General features: G+C 70.6%; 26 protein-coding genes and 1 riboswitch. Of the genes, 14 read left to right on the top strand and 12 right to left on the bottom strand.

The window, feature by feature from the left end; genetic code table 11:
• Positions 1-509 precede the first annotated feature (509 nt).
• On the top strand, positions 510-881 hold the full coding sequence (locus BSL84_RS36165; RefSeq protein ID WP_159393538.1) for a hypothetical protein: 372 nt from the start codon (positions 510-512) through the stop codon (positions 879-881).
• A gap of 33 nt (positions 882-914) precedes the next feature.
• Positions 915-1,244 carry a hypothetical protein gene (locus BSL84_RS20660; RefSeq protein ID WP_075970882.1) on the top strand — a complete coding sequence of 110 codons (330 nt, stop codon included), beginning with the start codon at positions 915-917 and terminating at the stop codon, positions 1,242-1,244.
• Between the two features lie 122 nt (positions 1,245-1,366).
• On the opposite strand, the gene BSL84_RS20655 is transcribed toward BSL84_RS20660, so the two are convergent.
• The 3 genes from BSL84_RS20655 to BSL84_RS20645 form a co-directional block, all read right to left on the bottom strand.
• On the bottom strand, positions 1,367-2,608 hold the full coding sequence (locus BSL84_RS20655) for an amidohydrolase (protein WP_075970881.1): 1,242 nt from the start codon (positions 2,606-2,608) through the stop codon (positions 1,367-1,369).
• 140 nt (positions 2,609-2,748) lie between these two features.
• Positions 2,749-3,399, bottom strand: coding sequence for a leucine efflux protein LeuE (gene leuE / locus BSL84_RS20650; RefSeq protein WP_030027193.1), 651 nt, complete (start codon positions 3,397-3,399; stop codon positions 2,749-2,751).
• 45 nt (positions 3,400-3,444) lie between these two features.
• Positions 3,445-5,025, bottom strand: coding sequence for an acyl-CoA mutase large subunit family protein (locus BSL84_RS20645; RefSeq protein ID WP_075970880.1), 1,581 nt, complete (start codon positions 5,023-5,025; stop codon positions 3,445-3,447).
• Positions 5,026-5,204: 179 nt separating this feature from the next.
• On the opposite strand from BSL84_RS20645, the gene BSL84_RS20640 reads away from it, so the two are divergent.
• The gene (locus BSL84_RS20640) at positions 5,205-6,083 is read left to right on the top strand and encodes a L,D-transpeptidase family protein (RefSeq protein WP_075970879.1); all 879 of its coding nucleotides are present in this window, start codon (positions 5,205-5,207) and stop codon (positions 6,081-6,083) included.
• 418 nt (positions 6,084-6,501) lie between these two features.
• On the opposite strand, the gene BSL84_RS20635 is transcribed toward BSL84_RS20640, so the two are convergent.
• Complete coding sequence (locus tag BSL84_RS20635) at positions 6,502-7,524, bottom strand: hypothetical protein (protein WP_052680652.1); 1,023 nt, start codon at positions 7,522-7,524, stop codon at positions 6,502-6,504.
• A complete protein-coding gene (locus BSL84_RS20630; RefSeq protein WP_030027690.1) occupies positions 7,524-8,276 on the bottom strand; it encodes an RNA polymerase sigma factor in 753 nt (250 codons plus the stop codon). The genes BSL84_RS20635 and BSL84_RS20630 overlap by 1 nt, the downstream gene beginning before the upstream one ends.
• A 371-nt stretch (positions 8,277-8,647) precedes the next feature.
• On the opposite strand from BSL84_RS20630, the gene BSL84_RS20625 reads away from it, so the two are divergent.
• The 9 genes from BSL84_RS20625 to BSL84_RS20585 all read left to right on the top strand — a co-directional run bounded on the left by BSL84_RS20625 (position 8,648) and on the right by BSL84_RS20585 (position 15,325).
• Positions 8,648-9,214: a 2-oxo-4-hydroxy-4-carboxy-5-ureidoimidazoline decarboxylase gene (locus BSL84_RS20625; protein WP_420711206.1), complete on the top strand. Its 567-nt coding sequence runs from the start codon at positions 8,648-8,650 to the stop codon at positions 9,212-9,214.
• A 152-nt stretch (positions 9,215-9,366) separates the two neighbouring features.
• Positions 9,367-9,747, top strand: coding sequence for a succinate dehydrogenase, cytochrome b556 subunit (gene sdhC / locus BSL84_RS20620; RefSeq protein ID WP_075970878.1), 381 nt, complete (start codon positions 9,367-9,369; stop codon positions 9,745-9,747).
• Positions 9,748-9,752: 5 nt separating this feature from the next.
• Positions 9,753-10,235 (top strand): succinate dehydrogenase hydrophobic membrane anchor subunit, encoded by a 483-nt coding sequence (locus tag BSL84_RS20615; RefSeq protein WP_030027687.1) that lies wholly within the window; start codon positions 9,753-9,755, stop codon positions 10,233-10,235.
• A 23-nt stretch (positions 10,236-10,258) separates the two neighbouring features.
• Positions 10,259-12,013 carry a succinate dehydrogenase flavoprotein subunit gene (gene sdhA / locus BSL84_RS20610; RefSeq protein ID WP_075970877.1) on the top strand — a complete coding sequence of 585 codons (1,755 nt, stop codon included), beginning with the start codon at positions 10,259-10,261 and terminating at the stop codon, positions 12,011-12,013.
• On the top strand, positions 12,013-12,771 hold the full coding sequence (locus BSL84_RS20605; protein ID WP_030027684.1) for a succinate dehydrogenase iron-sulfur subunit: 759 nt from the start codon (positions 12,013-12,015) through the stop codon (positions 12,769-12,771). Before sdhA ends, BSL84_RS20605 begins: the two co-directional genes overlap by 1 nt.
• 244 nt (positions 12,772-13,015) lie before the next feature.
• Positions 13,016-13,567, top strand: a complete 552-nt coding sequence (locus BSL84_RS36160) for a hypothetical protein (RefSeq protein ID WP_045323134.1) — start codon at positions 13,016-13,018, stop codon at positions 13,565-13,567.
• Positions 13,568-13,724: 157 nt separating this feature from the next.
• A complete protein-coding gene (locus BSL84_RS20595) occupies positions 13,725-14,129 on the top strand; it encodes a hypothetical protein (protein WP_030027681.1) in 405 nt (134 codons plus the stop codon).
• Positions 14,130-14,132: 3 nt separating this feature from the next.
• Positions 14,133-14,579, top strand: coding sequence for a thiol-disulfide oxidoreductase DCC family protein (locus tag BSL84_RS20590; protein WP_075970876.1), 447 nt, complete (start codon positions 14,133-14,135; stop codon positions 14,577-14,579).
• 11 nt (positions 14,580-14,590) lie between these two features.
• The gene (locus BSL84_RS20585; protein WP_030027679.1) at positions 14,591-15,325 is read left to right on the top strand and encodes a TetR family transcriptional regulator; all 735 of its coding nucleotides are present in this window, start codon (positions 14,591-14,593) and stop codon (positions 15,323-15,325) included.
• Between the two features lie 19 nt (positions 15,326-15,344).
• Here the strand turns inward: BSL84_RS20585 and BSL84_RS20580 are convergent, their stop codons facing one another.
• From BSL84_RS20580 to BSL84_RS20570, 3 genes are all read right to left on the bottom strand, one after another.
• Entirely contained in the window at positions 15,345-16,901 is a 1,557-nt protein-coding gene (locus BSL84_RS20580) for an ABC transporter substrate-binding protein (RefSeq protein WP_075970875.1), read from the bottom strand.
• Between the two features lie 126 nt (positions 16,902-17,027).
• Positions 17,028-18,362 carry a metallophosphoesterase gene (locus tag BSL84_RS20575; RefSeq protein ID WP_420718787.1) on the bottom strand — a complete coding sequence of 445 codons (1,335 nt, stop codon included), beginning with the start codon at positions 18,360-18,362 and terminating at the stop codon, positions 17,028-17,030.
• Positions 18,359-18,628, bottom strand: a complete 270-nt coding sequence (locus tag BSL84_RS20570; RefSeq protein ID WP_030032609.1) for an SCO4848 family membrane protein — start codon at positions 18,626-18,628, stop codon at positions 18,359-18,361. The genes BSL84_RS20575 and BSL84_RS20570 overlap by 4 nt, the downstream gene beginning before the upstream one ends.
• A 121-nt stretch (positions 18,629-18,749) precedes the next feature.
• Between BSL84_RS20570 and BSL84_RS20565 the strand changes: the two genes are divergently transcribed.
• Positions 18,750-19,997 (top strand): D-alanyl-D-alanine carboxypeptidase family protein, encoded by a 1,248-nt coding sequence (locus BSL84_RS20565; RefSeq protein WP_045321904.1) that lies wholly within the window; start codon positions 18,750-18,752, stop codon positions 19,995-19,997.
• A 13-nt stretch (positions 19,998-20,010) separates the two neighbouring features.
• On the opposite strand, the gene BSL84_RS20560 is transcribed toward BSL84_RS20565, so the two are convergent.
• From BSL84_RS20560 to glyA, 4 genes are all read right to left on the bottom strand, one after another.
• Positions 20,011-20,937: a YihY/virulence factor BrkB family protein gene (locus BSL84_RS20560; RefSeq protein ID WP_075970873.1), complete on the bottom strand. Its 927-nt coding sequence runs from the start codon at positions 20,935-20,937 to the stop codon at positions 20,011-20,013.
• 178 nt (positions 20,938-21,115) lie between these two features.
• Complete coding sequence (locus BSL84_RS20555) at positions 21,116-21,718, bottom strand: 2'-5' RNA ligase family protein (protein ID WP_079273254.1); 603 nt, start codon at positions 21,716-21,718, stop codon at positions 21,116-21,118.
• 97 nt (positions 21,719-21,815) lie between these two features.
• On the bottom strand, positions 21,816-22,829 hold the full coding sequence (trpS, locus tag BSL84_RS20550; RefSeq protein ID WP_030028150.1) for a tryptophan--tRNA ligase: 1,014 nt from the start codon (positions 22,827-22,829) through the stop codon (positions 21,816-21,818).
• Between the two features lie 291 nt (positions 22,830-23,120).
• Complete coding sequence (glyA, locus tag BSL84_RS20545) at positions 23,121-24,389, bottom strand: serine hydroxymethyltransferase (RefSeq protein ID WP_045321901.1); 1,269 nt, start codon at positions 24,387-24,389, stop codon at positions 23,121-23,123.
• Positions 24,390-24,423: 34 nt separating this feature from the next.
• A riboswitch (ZMP/ZTP riboswitch) is annotated at positions 24,424-24,514 on the bottom strand.
• A gap of 171 nt (positions 24,515-24,685) precedes the next feature.
• Here glyA and rocD point away from each other — a divergent pair.
• On the top strand, positions 24,686-25,891 hold the full coding sequence (gene rocD, locus BSL84_RS20540; protein WP_045321900.1) for an ornithine--oxo-acid transaminase: 1,206 nt from the start codon (positions 24,686-24,688) through the stop codon (positions 25,889-25,891).
• Positions 25,892-25,903 lie beyond the last annotated feature (12 nt).

Genomic DNA, 25,903 nt, shown 5'->3' with positions numbered 1-25,903 from the left:
GTCGCGGCGATCGTAACGCGCGTAGATGTCAGTTAAAGGCCCGTTCATGAGTCGTTATCGGATCGACGCGCATCGCAACCGCTACCGCACGCTTGGCTACTTTCCGTCACGCATCCGAGGGGGCGACTGCTCCCTCATCGACCCCCACGCGACCTCTCCCCACCTCGAATAGGGATCATTCGGGCTGGAATTCAGAATTCCAGAAAAGCGCAGCCGCCCCTCCGTATATCAAATGAGCCTTATTGGCAATAGGTAAATTCAGCCAATAGACGTCATTCCGTCAGCTTGTCTTGATCGCCACTCCCCGCACACGGCGTGAGGCACGCCACACCGCGCTAAAGAGATTGACCTGCCCCCGCTCCTCCATGTCTGATGACCAAGCCAAGGGGTTCGGTTGGTCAGATATTCACTCGAGGCGCTGCCTTCCGGGTGCAATCGACCCTGCGTGAATATTGCTGCGCCGACCGGCCTCAAGGCGAGTGAAAAGAATCCAAACGAGAAGCGGAGACATGAAGAAGAAGTCGATCGTTCAGCTGGGCGCCGTGGCGCTGACCGTCTTATCCGTGGGTGTGGGAACGCCGGCTGTCGCCGCAAGCCCCACTGGAACAGCTCCAGCCGTCGCTTCCGGCGCGAAGCCCGGTCCGCAGGACGCAAGCTGCAACATGTGGAAGACGGGTGGGCCGCCGTGGGGCGGAGCTGCTTATTGCAGCGGAATGGCCTGGGCCGACACGTTCCAGGTGAAGCTCACCTGCATCAACCACCGCGGCCAGACGTTCACCGTGCTCGGACCGAAGAGACACACGAATGAGACCTCCAGCGCAACGTGCTCGAGCGACCCCAATGTCGGCGTCCTGACCGTGGGCACCGTGCAGTCCGCCTAAACCTTCGTGCAACAAAAATCGGGGAGAAAAGACATGCACAAGGCGAAGATAGCCACCCTCATCGGATTCGGAATGGCGGCAGCGTCTCTCATTACCGCGCCTTCCGCAGCAGCGGCCACCACGGGTGCCGCTGCAATCGACTGCACGACATGGCAGTCCGGCGCGACGGGATACGCTCGCTGTTCGGGCTTGCTTCCCTTTATTCAGCGCTTTCGCGTCAAGGTGACCTGTATCGACTCCCACGGCACCCAGTCCGTCATCAGGGGCGACAGCAAGCAGAACGGGCAGACGTCGTCCGCCACATGCCCCGGTGCCCCGAACGCAGGCATCTACAAGCTCGGATACGAGCAGTGGATGATCTGACCGTCGAGGGGCCTATGACCTCCCCACCGCGGCTCTGAAGGGCTGCGAGCAGTAGGGAGGAACGGCGCCACCCCCTCTCGGAGGGGCCGGACGCCGGTCCGGCCCCTCTTCCGTCAGTGATCTCATCCCCGCCCCGTGCGGTGGCCGTCGAGAAGTGCCGCGGCCGTGAAGAACTCGACCCCCACGGCGATGGCGTCCTCGTCCACGTCGAAGTCCCCGCGGTGCAGATCGCGCTTGGCCGTGTCGCCCGGCGTACGGACCCCGAGACGGGCCATGGCGCCCGGCACGTGCTCCAGGTACCAGGAGAAGTCCTCCCCGCCCAGGCTCTGCTCGGTGTCCTCGACCGACTCCGCTCCCCGGCGGGCCCCCATCGCCTCGCGCAGCAGTTCCGTGATCACCGGGTCGTTGACCACCGGCGGCACGCCGCGCACGTGGTTGATCTCGAACTTGGCCCCGTGCATGGTCGCGATCTCGTCGATCGCCGCGTGGATCATGTCCGGCGCCTCGTGCCAGGCGGCGAGGTCCAGGCACCGTACGGTTCCGGACAGCTCGGCGTGCATCGGGATCACGTTGCAGGCGTGTCCGGACTCGATCCGGCCCCAGGTGACCGACATGCCCGAGCGGGCGTCCATCCGGCGGGCGAGCAGGGCCGGCGCGTCGACGGCCACGCGGGCGGCGGCCGTCACCAGGTCGGTGGTCAGGTGCGGTCGGGCGGTGTGCCCGCCGGATCCGGTGAGGGTGACCTCCAGCCGGTCGCAGGCGGAGGTGATCGGACCGGGCCGCAGCCCGATCCGGCCGGCGTCGACCCGGGGGTCGCAGTGGACGGCGACGATCCGGCCCACTCCGTCCAGCACCCCGGACTCGATGGCGTCCGTGGCGCCGCCGGGCAGCACCTCCTCGGCGGGCTGGAAGAGCAGCCGTACGGGCCGGGGCAGGAGCCCCTGCCGGTCGAGCTCGGCGAGGACGAGTCCGGCGCCGAGCACGACGGCGGTGTGCACGTCGTGCCCGCAGGCGTGGGCGCGGTCCGGGGCGGTCGAGCGGTACGCGACGTGCGTCTTGGTGTCCGGGATGGGCAGGGCGTCGATGTCCGCGCGCAGGGCCAGCATCGGCCGGCCCCCGTCCCAGGTGCCCACGTCACAGATCAGGCCGGTGCCGGACTTCAGGACCCGTGGTCGCAGACCGGCCTTCTCAAGCCTGGCCTTGATCGCCGCGGTGGTGCGGAATTCCTGGTGTCCGAGCTCCGGGTGCATGTGCAAGTCCCGGCGGAAGGCGATCAGTTCGGTGCGCAGGTGGTCCGGAAGTTTGCCGGGCAGCTCGGGCCGGTCGGACACGACGGGCTGGAGGGTCTGGGACTCGCGGGACATCAACTGGTTCACCCGTTGAAGGGTAGGCCCACGGATGGGTCAACTGACCGGGGATCACGAAAAGTTCATGCCGTTAGGGGAAAGAAACACCGCCTCTGGACGCATGACCGGGTTGACGCGAGGGTAAACTCGCGCGCCCATCAGCCGGTGGCGAGCTTGGCCGCGAAGCCCAGGAACAGCACGCCTGCCGCCGACGTCGCCCCGGCCGACAGCCGCTTGCGGCGGCGGAAGGACTCCGACAGGCGGGTGCCGCCGAATATCAGCAGCGTCAGGTAGAGGAAGCTGCCGGCCTGCAGCAGCCCGCCGAGGACCAGGAAGGACAGCGCCGGGTAGGCGTAGGACGGGTCCACGAACTGCACGAAGAAGGACATCAGGAAGAGGATGGCCTTCGGGTTGAGGAGGCTGATCAGCAGGGCGCGGCGGTAGGGCCGCTCGTTGCCGGCCGGGTCGGCGGCGCCCGCGGCCCGCGCGTCGTCCCGCTCCCGGCGCGTGCGCCACAGCGCCCAGGCGCCCCGCATCATCCCGACGGCCAGCCAGGCCAGGTACCCCGCGCCGAGGAACTTCACCACGGTGAAGACCAGCGGGCTCGTCCGGAGCAGGGCCCCGGCGCCCACGGCGGTCAGCGCCATCAGCACGGCGTCGCCGGTGAACACCCCGGCGGCGGCCTTGTAGCCCGTGCGCACACCGCGGCGGGCGGCGACGGACAGCACGTAGAGCGAGTTCGGTCCCGGCAACAGAATGATCAGGACGAGGCCGGCGAGGTACGTCGGCAGATCGGTGACACCCAGCATGGGCAGGAGTGTCCCATGGGGACGCACCTGACAGTCCACCCTGTTTCACCATGTGGAACCGGTGGGCTCGTACGTCCCCCAGACCTCCCGCAGCGCCCCGCACACCTCGCCGACCGTCGCCCGCGCGCGCAGGGCCTCCTTCATCGGGTACAGCACGTTCTCCGTGCCCGCGGCCGCCTCCCGCAGCGCCCCGAGTGCCGCCGCCACCGCCGCCCCGTCGCGTTCCGCCCGCAGCCGCGCCAGCGCCGCGCACTGGCGCTCCTCGATCGCCGGGTCCACGCGCAGCGGCTCGTACGGCTCCTCGCGCTCCAGGGCGAAGCGGTTGACCCCGACCACCACGCGCTCCCCGCTGTCGGTCTCCCGCGCGATGCGGTAGGCGTTCCGCTCGATCTCCGCCTTCTGGAAGCCGGCCTCGATCGCGGCAACGGCTCCCCCGTGCTCCTCGACCCGCCGCATCAGGTCCAGTGCCGCCGCCTCCAGTTCGTCCGTCATCCGCTCCACCGCGTACGACCCGGCGAAGGGGTCCACGGTGTGCGGTACGTCCGTTTCGTACGCGAGGACCTGCTGGGTGCGCAGTGCGAGGCGGGCCGACTTCTCCGTGGGCAGGGCGATCGCCTCGTCGAAGGAGTTGGTGTGCAGCGACTGGGTGCCGCCCAGCACGGCGGCGAGTGCCTGCACGGCGACGCGTACGAGGTTCAGCTCGGGCTGCTGCGCGGTGAGCTGGACGCCGGCGGTCTGGGTGTGGAAGCGCAGCATCATGGACTTCGGGTCCCGCGCCCCGAACTCCTCCCGCATGACGCGGGCCCAGATCCGCCGGGCCGCGCGGAACTTCGCGACCTCCTCCAGCAGGGTGGTGCGGGCGACGAAGAAGAAGGAGAGCCGGGGTGCGAACTCGTCGACCGCCATGCCGGCCGCGAGGGCCGTACGGACGTACGCGATGCCGTCGGCGAGGGTGAAGGCCACCTCCTGCGCGGGCGAGGCGCCGGCTTCGGCCATGTGGTAGCCGGAGATGGAGATGGTGTTCCAGCGGGGGATCTCGGCCCGGCAGTAGCGGAAGGTGTCGGCCGTCAGCCGCAGCGAGGGGCCGGGCGGGAAGATGTACGTCCCCCGGGCGATGTACTCCTTCAGCACGTCGTTCTGGATCGTGCCCGTCAGCTGCGCGCCCGGGATGCCCTGTTCCTCGGCGACCAGCTGGTAGAGCAGCAGGAGCAGCGCGGCGGGCGCGTTGATGGTCATGGAGGTGGAGACGCGGTCGAGGGGGATCGAGTCGAGGAGCGTGCGCATGTCGTCGAGCGAGTCGACGGCGACGCCGACCTTGCCGACCTCGCCGTGGGCGAGGGGTGCGTCGGAGTCGTGGCCCATCTGGGTCGGCAGGTCGAAGGCGACGGACAGCCCGGTGCCGCCGCCCGCGATCAGCTGCCGGTAGCGGGCGTTGGACTCGGTGGCCGTGCCGAAGCCGGCGTACTGCCGCATCGTCCACGGCCGGCCGGTGTACATGTTCGGATAAATCCCTCGGGTGTAGGGGAAGTCCCCAGGTGCACCCAATTGGACCTCGGGGTCCCATTCCGTCAGATCGCCCGGTCCGTAGACCGGTTCGACCGGGATTCCGCTCTCCGTGCTGGCCATGTGACGAAGTCCTCCGTAGAGCAACCGGGCGCGGGGCTGGTACAACCGTGCCCGCGCGCCGCCTCGTGAGGCCGCGGACGGTTGCTGGTCACAATGGCGCAACATCCCGGGACCCTGTGCAACTCTCCGCGCGCGCCAGGCATCACCTAGATACACGACGTAGAAACCGGGGGACTGCAATGCAGCGCCAGAGAGTCATAATCCGCACGATCGGGGTCGCCACCGCCGTCGCGCTCGCCGCGACCGCCTGCGGTCCGCAGAAGACGGAGTCGGCCGGCTCCTCCTCCGCGGCACCGTCATCGCCCACGGCGGGCGCCACCCCCGAAGCCTCCCCGAGCACCGACGACAAGGCCGCCTCCCCGTCGGCCTCCGCCTCGGCCTCCGCCTCCGCCTCCGCCTCCCCGTCGGCCTCGCCTTCGCCCTCGGTGAAGCAGATCATGGCCAACGGCGACGAGAGCGAGCAGGTCCGCGAGCTCCAGGCCCGTCTGAAGCAGCTCAAGCTGATGACCGTGGCACCGACCGGCTTCTACGGCTCGAAGACCACGGCCGCGGTGAAGTCCTTCCAGTCGAAGAACGGCCTGGACGCGACCGGCGGCGTCGACGAGAAGACCTGGAAGAAGATCCAGAGCGCCAGCAAGAAGCCCACCGCCGACGAGCTGCGCCCGCCGACCACCATCGAGGTCGCCGCGCCGGACCCGCGCTGTATGACGGGCCGCGTCATGTGCATCAGCAAGGAGAGCCGCACCCTCGCCTGGATGATCGACGGCAAGGTCGTCTCGACGATGGACGTGCGCTTCGGCTCGGAGAACACCCCGACCCGCGAGGGCGTGTTCAACGTGGGCTGGAAGGCCAAGGACTGGACGTCGACGATCTACCACACGCCGATGCCGTACGCGATGTTCTTCAGCGGCGGCCAGGCCGTGCACTACTCCGCGGACTTCGCCGCCCGCGGCTACAACGGCGCCTCGCACGGCTGCGTGAACGTCCGCGACAAGGGCAAGCTGTCGAAGCTCTTCGACGAAGTGAAGGTCGGCGACAAGGTCGTCGTCTACTGGTGAGCCCGCAGGGCGTGATGCCGGGGGCCCGGGATCCGGGCCCCGACCGCACCTGCCGCCACGGGCCGGTGAAACACCTCAGGCCGTCCCTTCCGTGACCCGCCCTGCCGGCGTGTCACGAAGGGGACGGCCTGTCCCGTTGACCGGGTCGAGGTAATGGGCGCGGGCAGGGCCGGGGGAACGTGCCCCGCCCGCGCCGGTTGCGCAGAGCCCAGGGGTACGGGGGGAACCCCGGCTCATGCGCGGCCGATGACCAGTCGGCTCGTCTAGTACTGCGCCACCGGTTCGAAAAGTGTTACAGGCAGGTCAGCACATGTTTCAGCGCATGTCTTCGGCACATGTCTTCGGCGGCTGTCTTCGGCGGCTGTCCTCGGCGGCTGTCCTCGGCGCCGGTCTTCGGCGCGGGCCGGCCGGGTACGGGTCAGCGCGTGCCCAGGCCTGCGGAGTCCTGCGGGACGGCCGGTGACATCGACGGCGCCCGGAGCGTCGTGCCCCCCTGCGGGGCGTCGCGGCGCCTGGTGCCGTCGCGCTCCCCGTCCAGCACCGAGGCGCAGTAGGTGGGGATCCGCAGGAGTCCGTCGGCCAGGCGCGAGAGCCGCTCACGCCGGGCGTCGTCGAGCCGGCCCTTGCGGTACTCCTGGCAGAGGTCCGCCTTGAGCCGGCTGTCCTGCTCGCGCTGGCGGTCCTTGCCGAGTTCGCCGGTGCCCAGGGTGTCGCGGCCGCCTTCGCGGTCGCCGGGACCGCTGCGGTCGTCCTGGACGTCCCCGCCCCAGCCGCCGCCGATCGTGGTGGTGCCCGTGGAGGCGTCGGGGCCCGCCGTGGCGCCGGGTGTCGTATGCCCGTCCGGGCCCGGCGACGGGGTCGCGGGGGCGTACGGCGGGTTCGAGCCGCCCGGCAGCGGGGTGGGCAGCAGCTTCGGCGTGAGGGTCGGGGCGCCGGTGCCGACGCCGGGGACCGGGCTCTCGCCTGCGCTGACGGACGTCGCCGGTCCGGGCGCCGCGGTGTCGTGCCGGGCCCGGTCCAGCAGTCCGGCGCCGGCCGCGGCGGCCAGTCCGCCGGCGGCGACACTGGCGAGGGCGGCGGCCAGGCCGAAGCTCACGGTCCGGGCGCGCCGTCGGGCCGGTGCGGTCCCGGGCACGGGGAGGACGCGGCCGAGGTCGACCACGGGTTCGTCGGCTCCGTCGGGCCGGGACGGCACGGCGGCGGGACGCGCCGTGCCGCGCGCCGCGCGGTAGGCGTCCAACGCCGCGCTCTCGCCGGGCAGCTCTCCGCCCGGGGGCGCCGGCGCCGCCATCGCGCCCAGGGCGTCCAGGGCGGCCCGCAGCCGGGCGGCCTCCATCGCGGCACGCGTGTCGGCGGCGGGCCCCACAGGTTCCGTCGGTCCGCCGCGCAGGAATGCTTCCGCCGCGGCCTCGTCCAGCCACCTGTCGCGCTCGTCGGCCATCACATGTCCTTCTGCGTCCGCCAACGTGAATGCGTCACACCGGTTTGTTCCGCGTAGCTGCCGCCCCGGCCACGCTGGGCGGGTACGGCGTCGAGATCCCTCCCGCCCCCGCCGTCCCACGCATGGCCATCGGCATTATGGCCGACCGTGACGCCGGCCTTGGCGCCGGTGCCCGGTCCGGCCTCGAATCCGCTGTCCGCGCCCTGCGCGGCGAGCAGTTCCGCGAGCTTCTTCAGCCCGCGGTGCGCGGCGGTGCGTACGGCGCCGGGCCGCTTGCCCAGGGTCTCGGCCGCGCTCTTGGCGTCGAGGCCGACCACCACCCTCAGGACGACCGCCTCGGCCTGGTCCTGGGGCAGCTGGGCGATGAGCGCCATGGTGCGCCCGGTGTCGAGGGACTCCATCGCCGCGCCGGCGGTGTCGCACTCGGCGGCCCAGCCCGTCAGCTCGGTGTCGTCGCCGCCGATGGCGGGCCGGCGGCCGCGCATGCGTATGTGGTCCAGTGCCCGGTTGCGGGCGATCCGGGCGGCCCAGCCGCGGAAGCGGTCGGCGTCGCCGGTGAAGGAGTCGAGGTCGCGGGCTATCTGCAGCCAGGCCTCGGAGGTCACGTCCTCGGCGTCGCCGTCTCCGACGAGCGTGCGTACGTAACCGAGCAGGCGTGGATGCACGGCGCGGTACACAGCACGGAACGCGTTCTCGTCGCCGCCCTGTGCCGCGAGCACGGCGGCGGTCAGCTCCGCGTCGTCCCCCAGCAAAGTCCCCAACCTGTCCTGTACGTGTGGCGCAAATCAGCACGTTACGGCCTTCAAGCACCGCTCGTCCACGAGTGATACAACGTGCAACCAATCCTGCGCGGAGCGAGGTGTGACACAAACCGCACCCGAGACGCTGACAGGGGTACGGGCTTGTCGCACGAGCCCGTGACGGATGGCGGCCGGGGCCTCTCCTGTGGGGGGTGGCGGCCTCGGTCGCCCTCCCCTTTCGGGCATCCCACCATGCCTGCCCGCGGCGCGCACGTCATCCTTTCGGCTCACTTCCGCGTGAAATCACCGCCCGGCTACGACACACCCTGCCCTGCGTCGATAGCGTTGCGGCACATCCGCGCCGCGCCCCGAGGAGCCCCCTGCTGTCCAGCCACCTTCCGGCACAGGCCCGCGGCGGCTCCGACTCCGGACCAGAGCCCGGGCTGACGCGGTTCAACACCCTGTCCGCCGAGGCCGCCCGGGCGGTGCTGCTGCACTGCTGCGGCAGCCGCCGCTGGGCGCACCGGATGGCGGCGCACCGCCCCTACCCGGACGCGGGCGCCCTGCTCGCCGCCGCGGACGAGGCCTCGTACGACCTCTCGCAGGCCGATCTGAGCGAGGCGCTGGCCGCGGAGCACTCGGCCGAGCTGGACCACGGGGCGCCCTACGCCGCGCTGCTGGCCCTCGACGCCGCCCACGCGGAGTACGAACGGAAGTTCGGGCACGCTTTCGTGATCTGCCTGGACGGGCACCCGCCGGAGGAGCAGGCCGACCAGCTGCTCGGGGCGATCCGCCGGCGGATGGGACACGAGGTGGACGAGGAGCGGGCGCTCTCCGCGGACGAGCTGCGGCGTGTCGCGCAGTCCCGGCTGCTGGAACTGACGCGTCGGCTGACCTGCCCCGACGGGGCATCTGTGGCTGAAATCGGGCTATTCGCCCCTGTGGGATAGCCCGTCCGTGCCTGTTTGATCACACAGCCGGACCCCGCGCGAGGGAACCGACAACTCGTCGCTACGATGTCCGGGGCCGGTGGACCGTACCCGGCCGGGCCCGACCGACAAAGAAGCCGGCTGGCCCCCGCCCCGCTTCCGGAGGGTTTTCCGTGCCGGCTGGAACGTTGTACCGCGGCCGGGAAGGAATGTGGTCCTGGGTGGCTCATCGAGTCACCGGCGTCCTCATCTTCTTCTTCCTGTTCGTACACGTCCTCGACACCGCTCTCGTCCGCGTCTCCCCCGAGGCGTACGACGATGTCGTGGCTACCTACAAGACTCCGATCGTCGCGCTGCTGGAGTACGGCCTCGTCGCCGCCATCCTGTTCCACGCGCTCAACGGTCTCCGTGTCATCGCCGTGGACTTCTGGTCCAAGGGCCCGCGCCACCAGAAGACGATGCTCTGGTGGGTCGTGGGCATCTGGGTCGTGCTGATGGTCGGGGCCCTGTACCCCGTACTGGGCCACGCCTACCTCGAACTGTTCGGGAAGTGACACGCATGTCTTCTGACACTTCTTCCGCCAAGGCCATCGGCGACGTGGAGGGCGTTTCCCTCTACGACGTCGACAACCCCGCGCCCTACATCGAGGCGCCGCGCAAGCGCACGGGCAAGACGCCCCGCTCGACCCGCGGCAACTTCGAGATGGCCGCGTGGCTCTTCATGCGCCTCTCGGGCATCGTGCTCGTCGTCCTCGTCATCGGCCACCTGCTGATCCAGCTGGTGCTCGACGGCGGCGTCTCCAAGATCGGCTTCGCCTTCGTGGCCGGCCGCTGGGCGTCCCCGTTCTGGCAGGTCTGGGACCTGCTGATGCTGTGGCTGGCGATGCTGCACGGCGCCAACGGCCTGCGTACCGTCATCAACGACTACGCGGAGCGTGCCAACACGCGGCTGTGGCTGAAGGGCCTGCTCTACACCGCCACGGTGTTCACCATCCTTCTGGGCACGCTGGTGATCTTCACCTTCGACCCGAACATCCGCTAGGCAACGGGGCTGAGGCGAAACCAATGAAGATCCACAAGTACGACACCGTCATCGTCGGCGCAGGTGGCGCCGGCATGCGCGCCGCCATCGAGTCGACGAAGCGCAGCCGCACCGCGGTGCTGACGAAGCTCTACCCCACCCGCTCCCACACGGGCGCCGCGCAGGGCGGCATGGCCGCCGCGCTGGCGAACGTGGAGGAGGACAACTGGGAGTGGCACACCTTCGACACGGTCAAGGGCGGTGACTACCTGGTCGACCAGGACGCCGCCGAGATCCTGGCGAAGGAGGCCATCGACGCGGTCCTCGACCTGGAGAAGATGGGCCTGCCGTTCAACCGCACCCCGGACGGCACCATCGACCAGCGCCGCTTCGGCGGCCACTCCCGCAACCACGGCGAGGCGCCGGTCCGCCGGTCCTGCTACGCCGCGGACCGCACCGGTCACATGATCCTCCAGACGCTGTACCAGAACTGCGTCAAGGAGGGCGTGGAGTTCTTCAACGAGTTCTACGTCCTGGACCAGCTCCTGGTCGAGGAGGACGGCGTCAAGAAGTCGGCCGGTGTGGTCGCGTACGAACTCGCCACCGGCGAGATCCACGTGTTCCAGGCCAAGGCCGTCATCTACGCCTCCGGCGGCACCGGCAAGTTCTTCAAGGTGACCTCCAACGCGCACACCCTCACGGGTGACGGCCAGGCGGCCTGCTACCGCCGCGGCCTGCCGCTGGAGGACATGGAGTTCTTCCAGTTCCACCCGACGGGCATCTGGCGCATGGGCATCCTGCTGACGGAGGGCGCCCGCGGTGAGGGCGGCATCCTGCGCAACAAGGACGGCGAGCGCTTCATGGAGAAGTACGCGCCGGTCATGAAGGACCTCGCGTCCCGTGACGTCGTCTCGCGCTCCATCTACACGGAGATCCGTGAGGGCCGCGGCTGCGGTCCCGCCGGTGACCACGTGTACCTGGACCTCACGCACCTGCCGCCGGAGCAGCTCGACGCGAAGCTCCCGGACATCACCGAGTTCGCGCGCACCTACCTGGGCATCGAGCCGTACACGGACCCGATCCCGATCCAGCCCACCGCGCACTACGCCATGGGCGGCATCCCGACCAACGTCGAGGGTGAGGTCCTGGCGGACAACACCACCGTCGTCCCGGGCCTGTACGCGGCCGGCGAGGTCGCCTGCGTGTCGGTGCACGGCGCGAACCGCCTGGGCACCAACTCGCTGCTGGACATCAACGTCTTCGGCAAGCGCTCCGGCATCGCCGCGGCGAAGTACTCGCAGGAGAACGACTTCGTCGAGCTCCCCGAGAACCCGGCGCAGCAGGTGGCCGACCTCGTCGAGCACCTGCGCAACTCCACGGGCAAGGAGCGGGTCGCCGACCTGCGCCTGGAGCTCCAGGAGACGATGGACGCGAACGTGATGGTGTTCCGCACGGAGCAGACCATCAAGACCGCGGTCGAGAAGATCGCGGAGCTGCGCGAGCGCTACAAGAACGTGTCCGTCCAGGACAAGGGCAAGCGCTTCAACACGGACCTGCTGGAGGCCATCGAGCTGGGCAACCTGCTCGACCTGGCCGAGGTCATGGCCGTGTCCGCCCTGGCGCGCAAGGAGTCCCGCGGCGGCCACTACCGCGAGGACTACCCCAACCGCGACGACGTCAACTTCATGCGCCACACCATGGCGTACCGCGAGGTCGGAGCCGACGGCTCGGACTCGGTCCGGCTCGACTACAAGCCGGTCGTCACGACCCGCTACCAGCCGATGGAGCGTAAGTACTGATGGCTACCCCCACCCTGGACAAGATGGAAGAGGCGGCCGCGGCCTCCCCGTACATCACGGTCACCTTCCGGATCCGCCGCTTCAACCCCGAGATCTCGGACGAGGCGCAGTGGCAGGACTTCCAGATCGAGATCGACCCGAAGGAGCGCGTGCTCGACGGTCTCCACAAGATCAAGTGGGACCTGGACGGCACACTGACCTTCCGCCGCTCGTGCGCGCACGGCATCTGCGGCTCGGACGCGATGCGGATCAACGGCAAGAACAGGCTCGCCTGCAAGACGCTGATCAAGGACATCAACCCCGAGAAGCCGATCACCGTGGAGGCCATCAAGGGCCTGACGGTGATGAAGGACCTCGTGGTCGACATGGAGCCCTTCTTCCAGGCGTACCGGGACGTCATGCCGTTCCTGGTCACCACGGGCAACGAGCCGACGCGCGAGCGCCTGCAGTCCGCCGAGGACCGCGAGCGCTTCGACGACACCACCAAGTGCATCCTGTGCGCCGCGTGCACGTCCTCGTGCCCGGTGTTCTGGAACGACGGCCAGTACTTCGGCCCGGCGGCGATCGTCAACGCGCACCGCTTCATCTTCGACTCGCGTGACGAGGCCGGCGAGCAGCGGCTGGAGATCCTGAACGACAAGGACGGCGTGTGGCGCTGCCGCACGACCTTCAACTGCACCGACGCGTGCCCGCGCGGCATCGAGGTCACCAAGGCGATCCAGGAAGTCAAGCGTGCGCTGATCACGCGCCGCTTCTGACCTCCCGGTCCCTGCCCGTACGAGGGCCCCGTCCCCGGTTCGTCCGGCGGCGGGGCCCTCGTGCGTCGGGCCCGGCGTACGTCGGGGCCGGGCGTACGTCGGGGCCGGGCGTACGTCGGGGCCGACGCCGGGAGCCGGCGCCGTGTGGGCCGCGTCAACGGCGGCCGGGGCGGCCCCTCTTGGGCGGGGGCGAGCTGCGGGACCGGGGGTACGGGGCCGGGCCGCCTGTGGAAGGATCGGCCGTATGAGCGAGCAGCAGCCGAATCCGTACACGAGCGATCCCGCCGGCCTGGGCGGCCAGGGCGGCACCCCAGGCCAGGGTGACTACAAGTGGGGCCCGGGTGAGGCCAGTTACGGATACCCCCAGCCGTACCCGGCGGCACCGGCCTACCAGCCGACCATCGGCGGCGCGGGCATCCCCGCGCCCGTCGGCCACCCCGCGGCCCCGGTCGGCGGCGCGGGATTCGCGCTCGGCGACATCACGATCGCCGGCGACCAGATCATCACCCCGTCGGGCGCGATGCCGCTGCGGGGCGCGATGTGGAACGCGACGGACTTCTCGCGGACCGAGGAGAAGATCCCGCCCCACGCGATCGTGCTGGCGATCGTCTTCTTCCTGTTCTGCCTGCTCGGCCTGCTCTTCCTCCTGATGAAGGAGAAGACGACCACCGGCTACATCCAGGTCACGGTGACCAGCGGCGGCCGCCACCACGCCACGATGATCCCGGCGGCGGACGCGAACACCTACCACTGGGTGATGTCGCAGCTCAACCACGCGCGTGCGCTCAGCATGTGAGTCTCACAGCGACGCTTCGGGCCCCGGCCGTACGGCCGGGGCCCGCGCGCGTTTCCGGGCCTCCGGATGCCCGCCGGCGTTAGCTTGAACTTGTTCAAAAAAGCCTCTACAGTCATGGACGTCAGAGCATTTGAACACGTTCAAGGGGGCTGGGGCTATGGACCTCACCGTGGTCACGTACGTCATCTACCTGCTCATCAGCATCGGCCTCACCGTCTGGGTGGCCCGCACGCTCAGCCGCAACGGCCGCGTCTTCATAGGGGACGTCCTCCAGGGCAACGAGAAGCTCGCCGACGCCGTCAACCAACTCCTCGTGGTCGGCTTCTACCTCGTCAACATCGGCTTCGTGGCCCTCTACCTCCGCTCGACCGATGAGATCACCACCGCCCGCGCCCTCTTCGAGGCGCTCTCGGTCAAGCTCGGCGTCGTCCTGCTGGTCCTGGGCGTCATGCACCTCGGCAACGTGTGGGCGCTGAACAGGATGCGCCGCCGCGGGATCGCGGAGCGCCGCCAGACCCCGCCCGTCCCCCCGCAGGGGTGGACCGCGCCGCTCGGAGCCTGAGCCATGGCAGCCACCGGAGCCGTACGCCACCTGACCGTCCTCTACGACGCCGACTGCCCGCTCTGCGTGCACATCCGGCACTGGCTGCTGGCGCAGCCGCTGCTCCTCCCGATCACCCTGGTCCCCGCCGCGTCCTGGGAGGCGCGGCGGCGGTTCCCCCGCCTCGACCACGCCGCGACGCTCCGGGAGATCACCGTCGTGGGGAACTCCGGGCAGGTGTGGACGGGGACCGACGCCTTCATCGTGTGCCTGTGGGCACTGGCCGAACACCGGACGAAGGCCGACTGGCTGGCGACCCCCGCCGGCCGCCCGTTCGCCCGGGCCGCCATGTTCACGGCCTCCGCCTGGCGGCAGGCCGTGCGCTCCGAGGGGCAGCCGGGGGCCGTCGAGGAGCAGCCCGGGGCCGTCGAGGGACCGGGCTGTGACGACCAGTGCGCCGTCCCCCGATAGGCTCATACACCGTGACTGATCAGAAGGCTCCCAAGAGCGAGCAGACCCGCACGCTCATCCTCGAAACCGCCCTCCGGCTCTTCCAGGAGCGCGGCTTCGACAAGACGACCATGCGGGGCATCGCGAAGGAGGCGGGTGTCTCGGTCGGCAACGCCTACTACTACTTCGAGTCGAAGGAACACCTGGTCCAGGGGTTCTACGATCGGATCAGCGCCGCCCACCAGGCGGCTGTCCGGCCCATCCTGGACAACGAGACCGATCTGCAGAAGCGGCTCGCGGGCGTGCTGACCAGCTGGCTGGACATCGGCGCTCCGTACCACGAGTTCGCCTCGCAGTTCTTCAAGAACGCGGCCGACCCCGAAAGCCCCCTCAGCCCCTTCTCGCCGGAGTCGGAGCCGGCGCGCCAGGCGGCGATCGACATCCACCGCGAGGTGCTGGCGGGGGCGAAGACCAAGGTGCCGGCCGAACTGGCCGACGTACTGCCCGAGCTGATGTGGCTCTCGCAGATGGGCCTGGTCCTGTACTGGGTCTTCGACCGCTCCCCGGACAGCGAGAAGTCGCGGCGGCTCGCCGAGCGCGGCGCGCAGCTCACGACGCGGGGCATCGTGCTGGCCCGCTTCCGTGTGCTGCGGCCGCTGGTGCGCGAGGTCCACGAGCTGTTCGCGGACTTCCTGCCGGGCATGGCCCAGACGGCGGCGGGCCGGCGCAAGGCGTCGGACCCCCACCCGTCCGAGGAGACGTCTTGAATCGGCGCTGCCTGGAGGCCTAGAGCCAGCCGAGTTCCCGAAGTCGCCACACACCGGTGCCGTCGGAGAGGTTCTGGGCACCGGTGACGGACTCACGGGACATCACGTAGTCCTTCTTCTGCCAGATCGGCACCATCGGGGCCTGCTGGGCCACGGCCTTCTGCAGGTCCCGGAACTCGGCGGCCGCGTCGGCGCGCTCCGAGTGGGACTGGGTACGGGTGATCAGCTCGTCGATGCGCTTGTCCGAGAAGCCGTTGTTCATGGAGGAGCCCGCGCCGACGAGCGGGGCGAGGAAGTTGTCGGCGTCGGGGAAGTCCGCGATCCAGCCGATCGTGTAGGCGTCGAACTCGCCCGCCGCGTAACCCTTCTGGAAGTCCTTCCACTCCTGCACCGGCTTGAGGGTCACCTGGAAGAGGCCGGTGGCCTCCAGCTGCCGCTTGATCTCCTCCGCCTCGGCCGTGTTCGCGCCCCGTACGTTCACGCCGAGCCGGAGGTGCACGGGGCCGTTGATCCCGGCGTCCTTCAACAGCTTTTTGGCGGTGGCCGCGCTGGGCGCCGGGTAGGCGTCGAAGAACGGGGTGCTGTGGCCGGCGATGCCCGCCGGGACCAGGGAGTACAGCGGGGTGACCGTACCCCGGTAGACGTCGCCGGCGACCTTGGCCCGGTCCAGGACGGCGGCGACGGCCTGGCGGACGGCGAGCGGGGCGGCGGCCGAGCCGGGGCGGACGTTGAAGACGATCGAGCGGATCTCGCTGCCGCCGGAGGTCTGGTACCGGGTGTCCTTCATGCCCGGGTTGAGGCCGGCGAGCACCGCGGGCGGCATCTCCCGGTGGGCGACCTCGATCCGGCGGCTGTTCCAGGCCTGGTCGAGCTGCTCGGAGTCCTTGAAGTACCTGACCGTGACGGACGCGCGGGCGGGCTTGCCCTGGCCCTTGTACGAGGCGTTGGGCTTGAGTTCGGCGCTCACACCGGCCTGGTAGGCGCCGAGCGTGTACGGTCCGGAGCCGTCGACCTTGCCGTCCTCGCGCAGGGACTTCGCCGGGTACGTGTCCTTGTCGACGATCGAGGCGGCACCCGTTGCGATCTTGAAGGGGAAGGTGGCGTCGCCGGCGGACAGGTTGAAGGTGACCGTACGGCCCTCGGCGACGACCGACTCCAGGGTGTTGAAGAGCGGGGCCGGACCCTGCTCGGAGTTGATCGCCTTGATGCGGTCGAAGGAGTGCTTGACGTCCTCCGCGGTGATCGCGCGCCCTCCGGCGAACCTCACGTCGGGGCGCAGCTCGCACCGGTAGGCGGTGAGTTCCCGACCGACGAAGCCGCAGGAGGAGGCGGCGTCCGGCACGGGCGCGTCGGAGCCGGGCCTGATGGTCAGCAGCGACTGGTAGACGTTGCTGAACAGGGCCCAGGAGCCCGCGTCATAGGCCCCGGCGGGGTCGAGGGAGGACACGACGTCGCTGGTGCCGACGCGGATGGCGCCGCGGTCGCCGCCGTCCTCCGGCAGCAGCTGCCAGGTGCCGACGCCGGCCGCGCCGAGCACCAGCGCGGCCGCGATGATCTTCCAGCGGACAGACCGCATCCCGTGAACCCCACCCCTTGTCCCGGAGACAGCGACCCGCTGTCCGATTAACGGATATCCCATCACGGAATATCAGCCACCGGAAGGTCCGTTCTGGGGCGCCCAGTTGGCGGGTATCGGGACGGATCAGGCCTGGTATGAGGCGAGTTCGACGACGGTGATGTCGGACGGTGCGCCGACGCGGACCGGCGGACCCCAGGCCCCCGCCCCGCGGGAGACGTACAGCTGGGTGTCGCCGTAGCGCTCCAGGCCCGCGACGGTGGGGTTGGCGAGATCGGCGAGGTACTCCCCCGGCCAGAGCTGGCCGCCATGGGTGTGGCCGGAGAGCTGGAGGTCGACGCCGTGCCGGACGGCGTCGTGGATGACCACCGGCTGGTGTGCCAGGAGCACGGCGGCCCGGGTCCGGTCACGGTCGCCGAGGGCGGCCCCGAAGTCGGGGCCGCTGCCCTCCCGCTCCCCCTGGACGTCGTTGACGCCGGCGAGGTCGAAGTGCGGCAGGGCGCGCCGGGCGTTCTCCAGCGGGGTGAGGCCGAGCTCGCGGACGTGCTCGACCCACTGCTCGGCGCCGGAGAAGTACTCGTGGTTGCCGGTGACGAAGAAGGAGCCGTGGCGGGCGGTCAGCCCGCGCAGCGGCTCCGCCGCAGGTCCGAGGTCGGGGACGCTGCCGTCGACGAGGTCGCCGACGATGGCGATGAGGTCGGGCTGGGTGCGGTTGACGGTGTCGACGATGCGCTGGGCGTGGGCGCGGCCGAGCACCGGGCCGAGGTGGACGTCGCTGACGACGGCGATCCGGAAGCCGTGCGCCGCGCGCGGGAGTTTGGCCAGCGGGACCTGGACGCGCCGCACGCCCGGCCCGCGCAGCACTCCGTACGTGCCGTTGCCGACCGTGCCGAGGGCTACGGCGGCGGCCGCCCCGCCCACCGTCCGCGCGACGAAGGTGCGGCGGCTGAGCCCGCCGCCCGACGCCGCGCCGGTCTCGGAGCCGGTGCCGGTGCCGGTGGAAGGCGACGGCTCGGTGGCCGTAGCCGTGGACACGGCCGGGGACGGGGCCGTGGACGCGGAGGTGCCGGATCCGGGGGTGCCCGCCGACGGGGCGTAAGGCGCCGCCGGAGGTTCCGCTACCGCCCCGGAGGGGTCGCGGTGGGCCAGACGGCGGAGCAACAGCGCGCGGATCGGCTCCGCGACCAGCATCGTCAGGGTCAGGTACAGGAGCACCGCGAGCCACAGGTACCCCGGCCAGGACACCGTCTGCTGGAGCCAGAAGGGGGCCCCGGCGCGGCCCGCGGTGAGGGCGGCCACGGAGAGGAGCGGCAGGGCGATGGCCAACGCGGTGCCGACGCGGCGGGGCACGCCGCTGGGGGTGGTGGTGTCACGGACCAGCCGGATCCACAGCCAGCGGTGCACCCCGGCGAGCAGGGCGCAGACCGCCAGGGCGACCAGGGCGAAGACCAGGGCCGTCATGCCGCACCGCCGCTGTCGCCGGAGCGTGACGCACGTCGCAGGGCCAGGACCCCGCGCAACCCGATCACACCGACTGCCGTCCCCAGGAGAAAGGACGTCACCGCGAGCGTCAGGTGGACCCAGAAGTAGGCAGTGGGGTCGCCCGCCGTGTCGAAGGCCAGGCCACTGCCGTTCTTCCACAGGTTCCGGACGAAAGACACCCAGATGAACCAGGTCCACACTCCGAAGGCGAGCAGGAACCAGGAAGCGGCACGGCTGAGTTTCATGTCCTCAGTATCGGTTTCGTCCCCGGGACGGACGCGCCGGGGTGGGCTGTCCCGGGGTTGGTTGCCGCGAAATGGCCGGTCCGCGACGCCATCCAGTTCATCGGGATGTACTTTCACCTGCGTGTCTGCAAAGACGACCGCTCTGACGGTCCTCACCGCCGCGTTGCTCGCGCCCACCGTGCTGGTGGGCTCCGCACACGCCGCGCCGACCCCGCCGGCCGACGGGAAGGGTGGTCCCGCCAAGGCTCCGGCGGCGGCCGCGCCGCCCGCGTCGATGTCCACGGTCGGCGGCTCCCTGCTGGGCCAGCCCGGTACGCAGGTGAATCTGCTGCCCGGCGCGCCCGCCCTGCCGGCGAACCTCACCGGCCGGTCCTGGATCGTGGCGGACGCCGAGTCCGGCGAGGTCCTGGCGGCGTACAACGCGCACTGGCGGCTGCCCCCCGCCTCCACGATGAAGATGCTCTTCGCGGACACCCTGCTGCCGGGCCTGCCCAAGGACCAGGTGCACAAGGTCACCGACGAGGACATGGAGGGTGTGGGCCCGGGCAGCAGCCTGGTCGGGGTCAAGGAGGATCACGAGTACTCCGTCCACGACCTGTGGCTGGGGGTGTTCCTGCGGTCGGGGAACGACGCCGTGCATGTGCTTTCGGCCATGAACGGCGGTGTCGAGAAGACCGTCAGGGACATGCAGGCGCACGCGGAGGAGCTGCAGGCGCTGGACACCCATGTGGTGTCGCCCGACGGCTACGACGCCCCTGAGCAGGTGTCGAGCGCGTACGACCTCACCCTGATCGCCCGCTCCGGACTGCAGAAGAAGGACTTCCGGGAGTACTGCGGCACGGCGAGCGCGAAGTTCCCCGGCCTGCAGGAGCCGGGGAAGCCGCGGGACTACTTCGAGATCGCGAACACCAACCGGCTGATGACGGGCGCGGGCGGGCTCCCCCCGTACAAGGGCATCGCGGGGGTGAAGAACGGCAACACGACCATGGCCGGCTCCACCTTCACCGGCGCGGCGCAGCAGGGCGACAGGAAGCTGCTGGTCACCGTGATGAACCCGGGCGCGGGCGGTGCGAACTCGGTCTACGAGGAGACCGCCGCGCTCTTCGACTGGGGTTTCGCCGCGGCCGGGAAGGTCAAGCCGGTGGGTGAGCTGGTGCCGCCGAAGAGCGCGGACACCTCCCCCCACGGCTCGCCGGCCCAGTCGCACGAGAACAACGCGGCTGCCGGCGGCGGCCCGGCCGGCGGTGTGGGCACCGCCCTGGGCGTCGCGGGGGGCGCGCTCGCCGTCCTGGCGGGCGGCGCGTACGCGGTCAACCGCCGCTGGCCCCGCGGCCGGCGCAGCCGGGGTGCCGACGAGGAGCTGGTCTGAGGGGCGGGGCCGCTCAACGGCCGGTGGCAGGCTCCTGTTCCGCCGCCGGCGGGTCTTCGGCGACGGTTCCGGCGGTTTCGGCGCTGTCGCCGTCGTCGCGGGTGGCCGTCCAGGCGGAGACGTACAGCAGCAGCTTCGCCATGAAGTTGATCCAGAGCAGCAGGGCGATCGGCACGCCGAAGGCTCCGTAGACGCTCTTCGCGGCGACCTCGCGCATATAGCCGCTGAGGAGCAGTTTCAGCAGCTCGAAGCCGGCCGCTCCGATCAGCGCCGCCTCGATCAGGCGGCGCCTGGGCGGTTCGACGCCGGGGAGCAGGGTCAGCAGGTAGAGCAGGACCAGGAAGGCGGCCACCACGCCGACCAGGAAGGCGAAGACGCGCAGCAGGACGCCGCCGGGGCCCTCGCGCGGAATGCCCAGCCAGTCGGCGGACTTGCCGACCGCGCTGGACCCGAGGATGGAGGCGGCCGCGGAGACCAGGCCCACGGCGCCGAGGCCGAGCAGGACCAGCCCGTCCTTGCCCTTGCGGACGACGGGGTTGCCCTCGTCCTCGTCGTCCTTCTCCCACACCGCGCGCAGGCAGTCGCGCATGGAGCCCACCCAGCCGATGCCGGTGAAGAGCAGGAGGGCGCCGGCGACGAGGCCGATCGTGGCGGCGTTCGCGACGAGCCCCCCGATGTCGAGCTGGTCGGAGATGCCGGGGACCTGTTCGGCGAAGCTCTGCTCCAGCTTGTCGAGCTGCTGGTCGCTGAGCAGCGCCGCGCCGACCGCCGCGGCCACGGCGATCAGGGGGAAGAGTGCGAGGAAGCTGATGAAGGTGATCGCGGCGGCGAGGCGGGTCCAGTGCACGCGGTCGAGGCGTTCGTAGGAACGCCACGCGTGCGTCTTCATCAGACGGCCCGCCAGCGGCCCGACCACCGGGAGTTTCGTCAGCCAGTCCATGGGGTCACCGTAAATGAGGCGCCGGAAATAGCCGGTATTGCCGCTTTCAGGGACTACGGTCGTCGATTGTGACTTTTCGCCCAGCGCCCTCGACGGGGCGTCCGTTCCACACCCTGGTCCTGCGGAGGCTGAGGTTCCGCGCCCGGCGGACCGCCCGGCTGACCCTGCGCCCGCTCCGTCAGGAAGGCCGTACCGCCCCGGCTGCCCCGGCGGCCTGGTCGACGGGGGAACCCGGCTGCGCGGGAACGCCTATGGGCCCACTCCCGAAGGGGTATTCGCGCAGCTTGCGCCAGACCCCGTCGGAGCCCTGCTCGTAGAGGGCGAACCCGGAGCAGACCCACTCGGCGGCGTAGTCGGCCAGCGTCGTGAACGCCACGTCCATCGCCTCTTCGGAGATCCCGTGGGCGACGGTGACGTGCGGGTGGTAGGGGAAGGCGAGCTCGCGGCTGAGCGGCCCGGACGGGTCGCGGACCTCGCCCTGGAGCCGGGTGCAGCCCGCGACGCCCTCGGCGATCTGGACGAAGACGACCGGCGAGACGGGCCGGAAGGTCCCCGTCCCCTCCAGTCGCATCGGGAACGCGCGGAAGGCGGCCGCCACCTCGGTCAGGTGGGCCCGGATCGCCGGGAGCCGGTCGGCCTCCACCTCCGTCGGCGGTACGAGGGTGACGTGCGTGGGGATGCCGTGCGCGGCGGCGTCCCCGAAGCCCGCGCGCAGCTCCTGGAGCTGGCTGCCGTACGGCTCCGGGACCGCGATCGAAACGCCGAGCGTTACGGTCCCCACGTGTCTCTCCTCCGTCTGTCCCTGTGGACTCCTGCCGCCCCAGTGTGCGGCCAGGACCCCTCTTCGTGCCAGAGCCGTCTTTCCGCAGGTGCGTTCGTCAGTGCTTGGCGGGCAGCAGACCCAGCCGGTCGTACGCCTGCGCGAGGGTCTCCGCGGCCACCGCGCGGGCCTTCTCCGCGCCCTTGGCCAGGATGGAGTCCAGCGTCTCCGGGTCGTCCAGGTACTCCTGGGTGCGCTGCTTGAAGGGTGTGACGAAATCGACCATCACGGCCGCCAGGTCCGTCTTCAGCGCGCCGTAGCCCTTGCCCGCGTACTTCTCCTCCAGGGCGGGGATCGACTCGCCCGTGAGGGTGGAGTAGATCGTGAGCAGGTTGCTGACGCCGGGCTTCTTCTCCGTGTCGAAGCGGATCTCGGCCTCGGTGTCGGTGACCGCGCTCTTGATCTTCTTCTCGGTGACCTTGGCCTCGTCGAGGAGGTTGATCAGGCCCTTGGGGGACGACGCCGACTTCGACATCTTGATCGCCGGGTCCTGGAGGTCGTAGATCTTCGCGACCTCCTTGACGATGTGCGCCGCCGGGAGGGTGAAGGTCTGGCCGAAGCGGCTGTTGAAGCGCTCGGCCAGGTCGCGGGTCAGCTCGATGTGCTGGCGCTGGTCCTCGCCCACGGGGACGGCGTCCGCCTGGTAGAGGAGGATGTCGGCGACCTGGAGGATCGGGTACGTGAAGAGGCCGACGCTGGCGCTGTTGACGCCTCCCTTGGCGGACTTGTCCTTGAACTGCGTCATCCGGCTGGCCTCGCCGAAACCGGTGATGCAGTTCATCACCCAGCCGAGCTGCGCGTGCTCGGGGACGTGGCTCTGGATGAAGAGCGTGCAGCGCTCCGGGTCCAGGCCGGCGGCCAGCAGCTGCGCGGCGGAGAGGCGGGTGTTCGCGCGCAGGTCCTTCGGATCCTGGGGCATGGTGATCGCGTGCAGGTCGACGACCATGTAGAAGGCGTCGTGCGTCTCCTGCAGGGCGACGTACTGGCGAATGGCTCCGAGGTAGTTCCCGAGGTGGAACGAACCGGAGGTGGGCTGGATGCCGGAGAGCGCGCGAGGACGATCAGAAGCCATGGTCCCATTCTCTCAGGTACGGGGGCGGGCTCGTGCCCGTCCTCGCCCGGATCCCTCCCCCGCATCTCAGCCCCGCCGGCGTTCGAGGCGCGGGGGCCCGGGGGCAGAGCCCCCGCAACTCAGCCTCGCCGGCGTTTGAGGCGCGGGGGTCCGGGGGCAGAGCCCCCGCAACTCAGCCTCGCCGGCGTTCGAGGCGCGGGGGTCCGGGGGCAGAGCCCCCGCAACTCAGCCTCGCCGGCGTTTGAGGCGCGGGGGTCCGGGGGCAGAGCCCCCGGCAGCGGCGCCGCGGGGTTACGACAGCGGCAGGCCCGGGGCCGGGAAGGCTGCCATCAGGTCCCGCACCTCCGCACGGATCAGCTTCAGCGGGGTTTCGTCCTGCTTCGCGGCGGCCTCGACCGCGCGCGCGATCCAGTCCGCGACCACCGGCATGTGCTCCACCGACAGCCCCCGCGACGTCAGCGACGGCGTACCGATCCGCACCCCCGAGGGATCGAACGGCTTGCGCGGGTCGAACGGCACCGTGTTGTAGTTCACGACGATCCCCGCCCGGTCCATCGCCTTGGCCGCGACCTTGCCCGGCACCTCCTTGCCCGTCAGGTCGATCAGGATCAGGTGGTTGTCCGTACCGCCCGACACCAGGTCGAAGCCGCGCTCCAGCAGGGCCGCGGCCAGCGCCTTGGCGTTGGCCACGACCGCGTGCGCGTAGCGGACGAAGGACGGCTGCGCCGCCTCGTGCAGCGCGACCGCGATGCCGGCCGTCGTCTGGTTGTGCGGACCGCCCTGCAGGCCGGGGAAGACCGCCTTGTCGATCGCCTTCGCGTGCTCCTCGCGGCACATCAGCATCGCGCCGCGCGGACCGCGCAGGGTCTTGTGGGTCGTGGTGGAGACGACGTCCACGTGGTCTGCCGGGGACGGGTGCGCGCCGCCCGCGATCAGGCCGGCGATGTGGGCGACGTCCGCGACCAGGACCGAGCCCGCCTCGCGAGCGATCTCCGCGAAGGCGGCGAAGTCGATGGTCCTGGGCAGGGCCGTGCCGCCGCAGAAGATCACCTTGGGCCGCTCGGCGAGGGCCAGCTCGCGCACGGCGTCGTAGTCGATCAGCCCGGTGTCGGCGCGGACGCCGTACTGCACGCCGCGGAACCACGAGCCCGTCGCCGAGACGCCCCAGCCGTGCGTCAGGTGGCCGCCCATCGGCAGCGCCATGCCCATGACGGTGTCGCCGGGCTTCGCGAAGGCCAGGTACACGGCCAGGTTGGCCGGGGAGCCCGAGTACGGCTGCACGTTGGCGTGGTCCACGCCGAACAGGCCCTTGGCCCGCTCGATCGCCAGGGCCTCCACCCGGTCGATGTTCTGCTGGCCCTCGTAGTAGCGGCGGCCGGGGTAGCCCTCGCTGTACTTGTTCTGCAGCACGGTGCCGGAGGCTTCGAGGACGGCGGCGGAGACGTAGTTCTCACTGGGGATCAGGCGCAGGGTCTCCGCCTGGAGGACTTCCTCCGCGGCGATGTGGGAAGCCAGTTCGGGGTCGGTCGCGGACAGGGCGGGATGGCGGCTCGCGGACATGGCGGGCTCCTCCGGGGTCGATGTGATCGGTACCCCGCGAGGCCCAGGCGAGCGGCCCTGTATGCGGTCGAGCGCGCACGACTCCCCCGGAGTTGGTTCTCCGTACGCCAGTCGCCGTGCGTATCGAACACCCTAGATGAGCGAGTCCGCGATGTGGCCCGCGGGGAGGTTTCCTCGCCCGGGATACGAGCGACGATAAGAGGGTGACGCCACCCTCGTCACCGCTGCACCGCTTCACCGCTGCACCGCTTCACCGCTTCACCGCTTCACCGGCCAGACGGACGATCGGAGACCCCGTGTCGACAACAGCTGATGCCATCCGCTCCGCCGACGCGCACAGCGCGCACAACTACCACCCGCTGCCGGTGGTCGTCGCGTCCGCGGAAGGCGCGTGGATGACCGATGTGGAGGGCCGCAGATACCTCGACATGCTCGCCGGTTACTCCGCGCTCAACTTCGGGCACGGCAACCGCCGTCTGATCGACGCCGCGCGCGCCCAGCTGGAGCGGGTGACCCTCACCTCGCGCGCCTTCCACCACGACCGCTTCGCCGACTTCTGCGCCGAACTCGCGGCACTGTGCGGCAAGGAGATGGTGCTGCCCATGAACACGGGCGCGGAGGCGGTGGAGACGGCCGTGAAGACGGCCCGCAAGTGGGGCTACGAGGTCAAGGGCGTCCCGGACGGCCACGCCAAGATCGTGGTGGCCGCCGACAACTTCCACGGGCGGACCACGACCGTCGTCTCCTTCTCGACGGACCACGACGCCCGCGACCACTTCGGCCCGTACACGCCCGGCTTCGAGATCGTCCCGTACGGGGACCTCACCGCGCTGTCCCACGCCGTCACGGAGAACACCGTGGCCGTGCTGCTGGAGCCGATCCAGGGCGAGGCCGGGGTGCTGGTCCCGCCCGCCGGGTACCTGCGCGGCGTACGGGAGCTGACCCGCGAGCGGAACGTGCTCTTCATGGCCGACGAGATCCAGTCGGGGCTCGGCCGGACCGGGAAAACCTTCGCCTGCGAGCACGAGGGGGTCGTACCGGACGTCTACATCCTCGGCAAGGCGCTCGGCGGCGGCGTCGTGCCGGTGTCGGCGGTGGTCGCCGACCGGGACGTGCTGGGGGTGTTCGGGCCCGGCCAGCACGGGTCGACCTTCGGCGGGAACCCGCTCGCGTGCGCCGTCGCGCTGGAGGTGATCGCGATGCTGCGGACCGGCGAGTTCCAGCAGCGGGCCACCGAACTGGGCGACCACCTCCACCGTGAGCTGGGCATGCTCGTCGGCGGGGGCGCCGTGACCGCCGTGCGCGGCCGCGGGCTGTGGGCGGGCGTCGACATCGACCCCTCCCGCGGCACGGGCCGGGAGATCTCCGAGAAGATGATGGAGCGGGGCGTGCTCGTGAAGGACACCCACGGGTCGACGATCCGCGTCGCCCCGCCGCTGGTGATCACCAAGGAGGACCTGGACTGGGGCCTGGAGCAGCTCCGGTCGGTGCTGTCGGCGTAGCGGTCCGTCAGG

Origin of the sequence: Streptomyces sp. TN58, from assembly GCF_001941845.1 — a bacterium.
Taxonomy (GTDB): domain Bacteria; phylum Actinomycetota; class Actinomycetes; order Streptomycetales; family Streptomycetaceae; genus Streptomyces.
The sequence above is the reverse complement of the archived record's forward strand: the minus strand, read 5'-3'. Positions and strand labels throughout refer to the sequence as shown.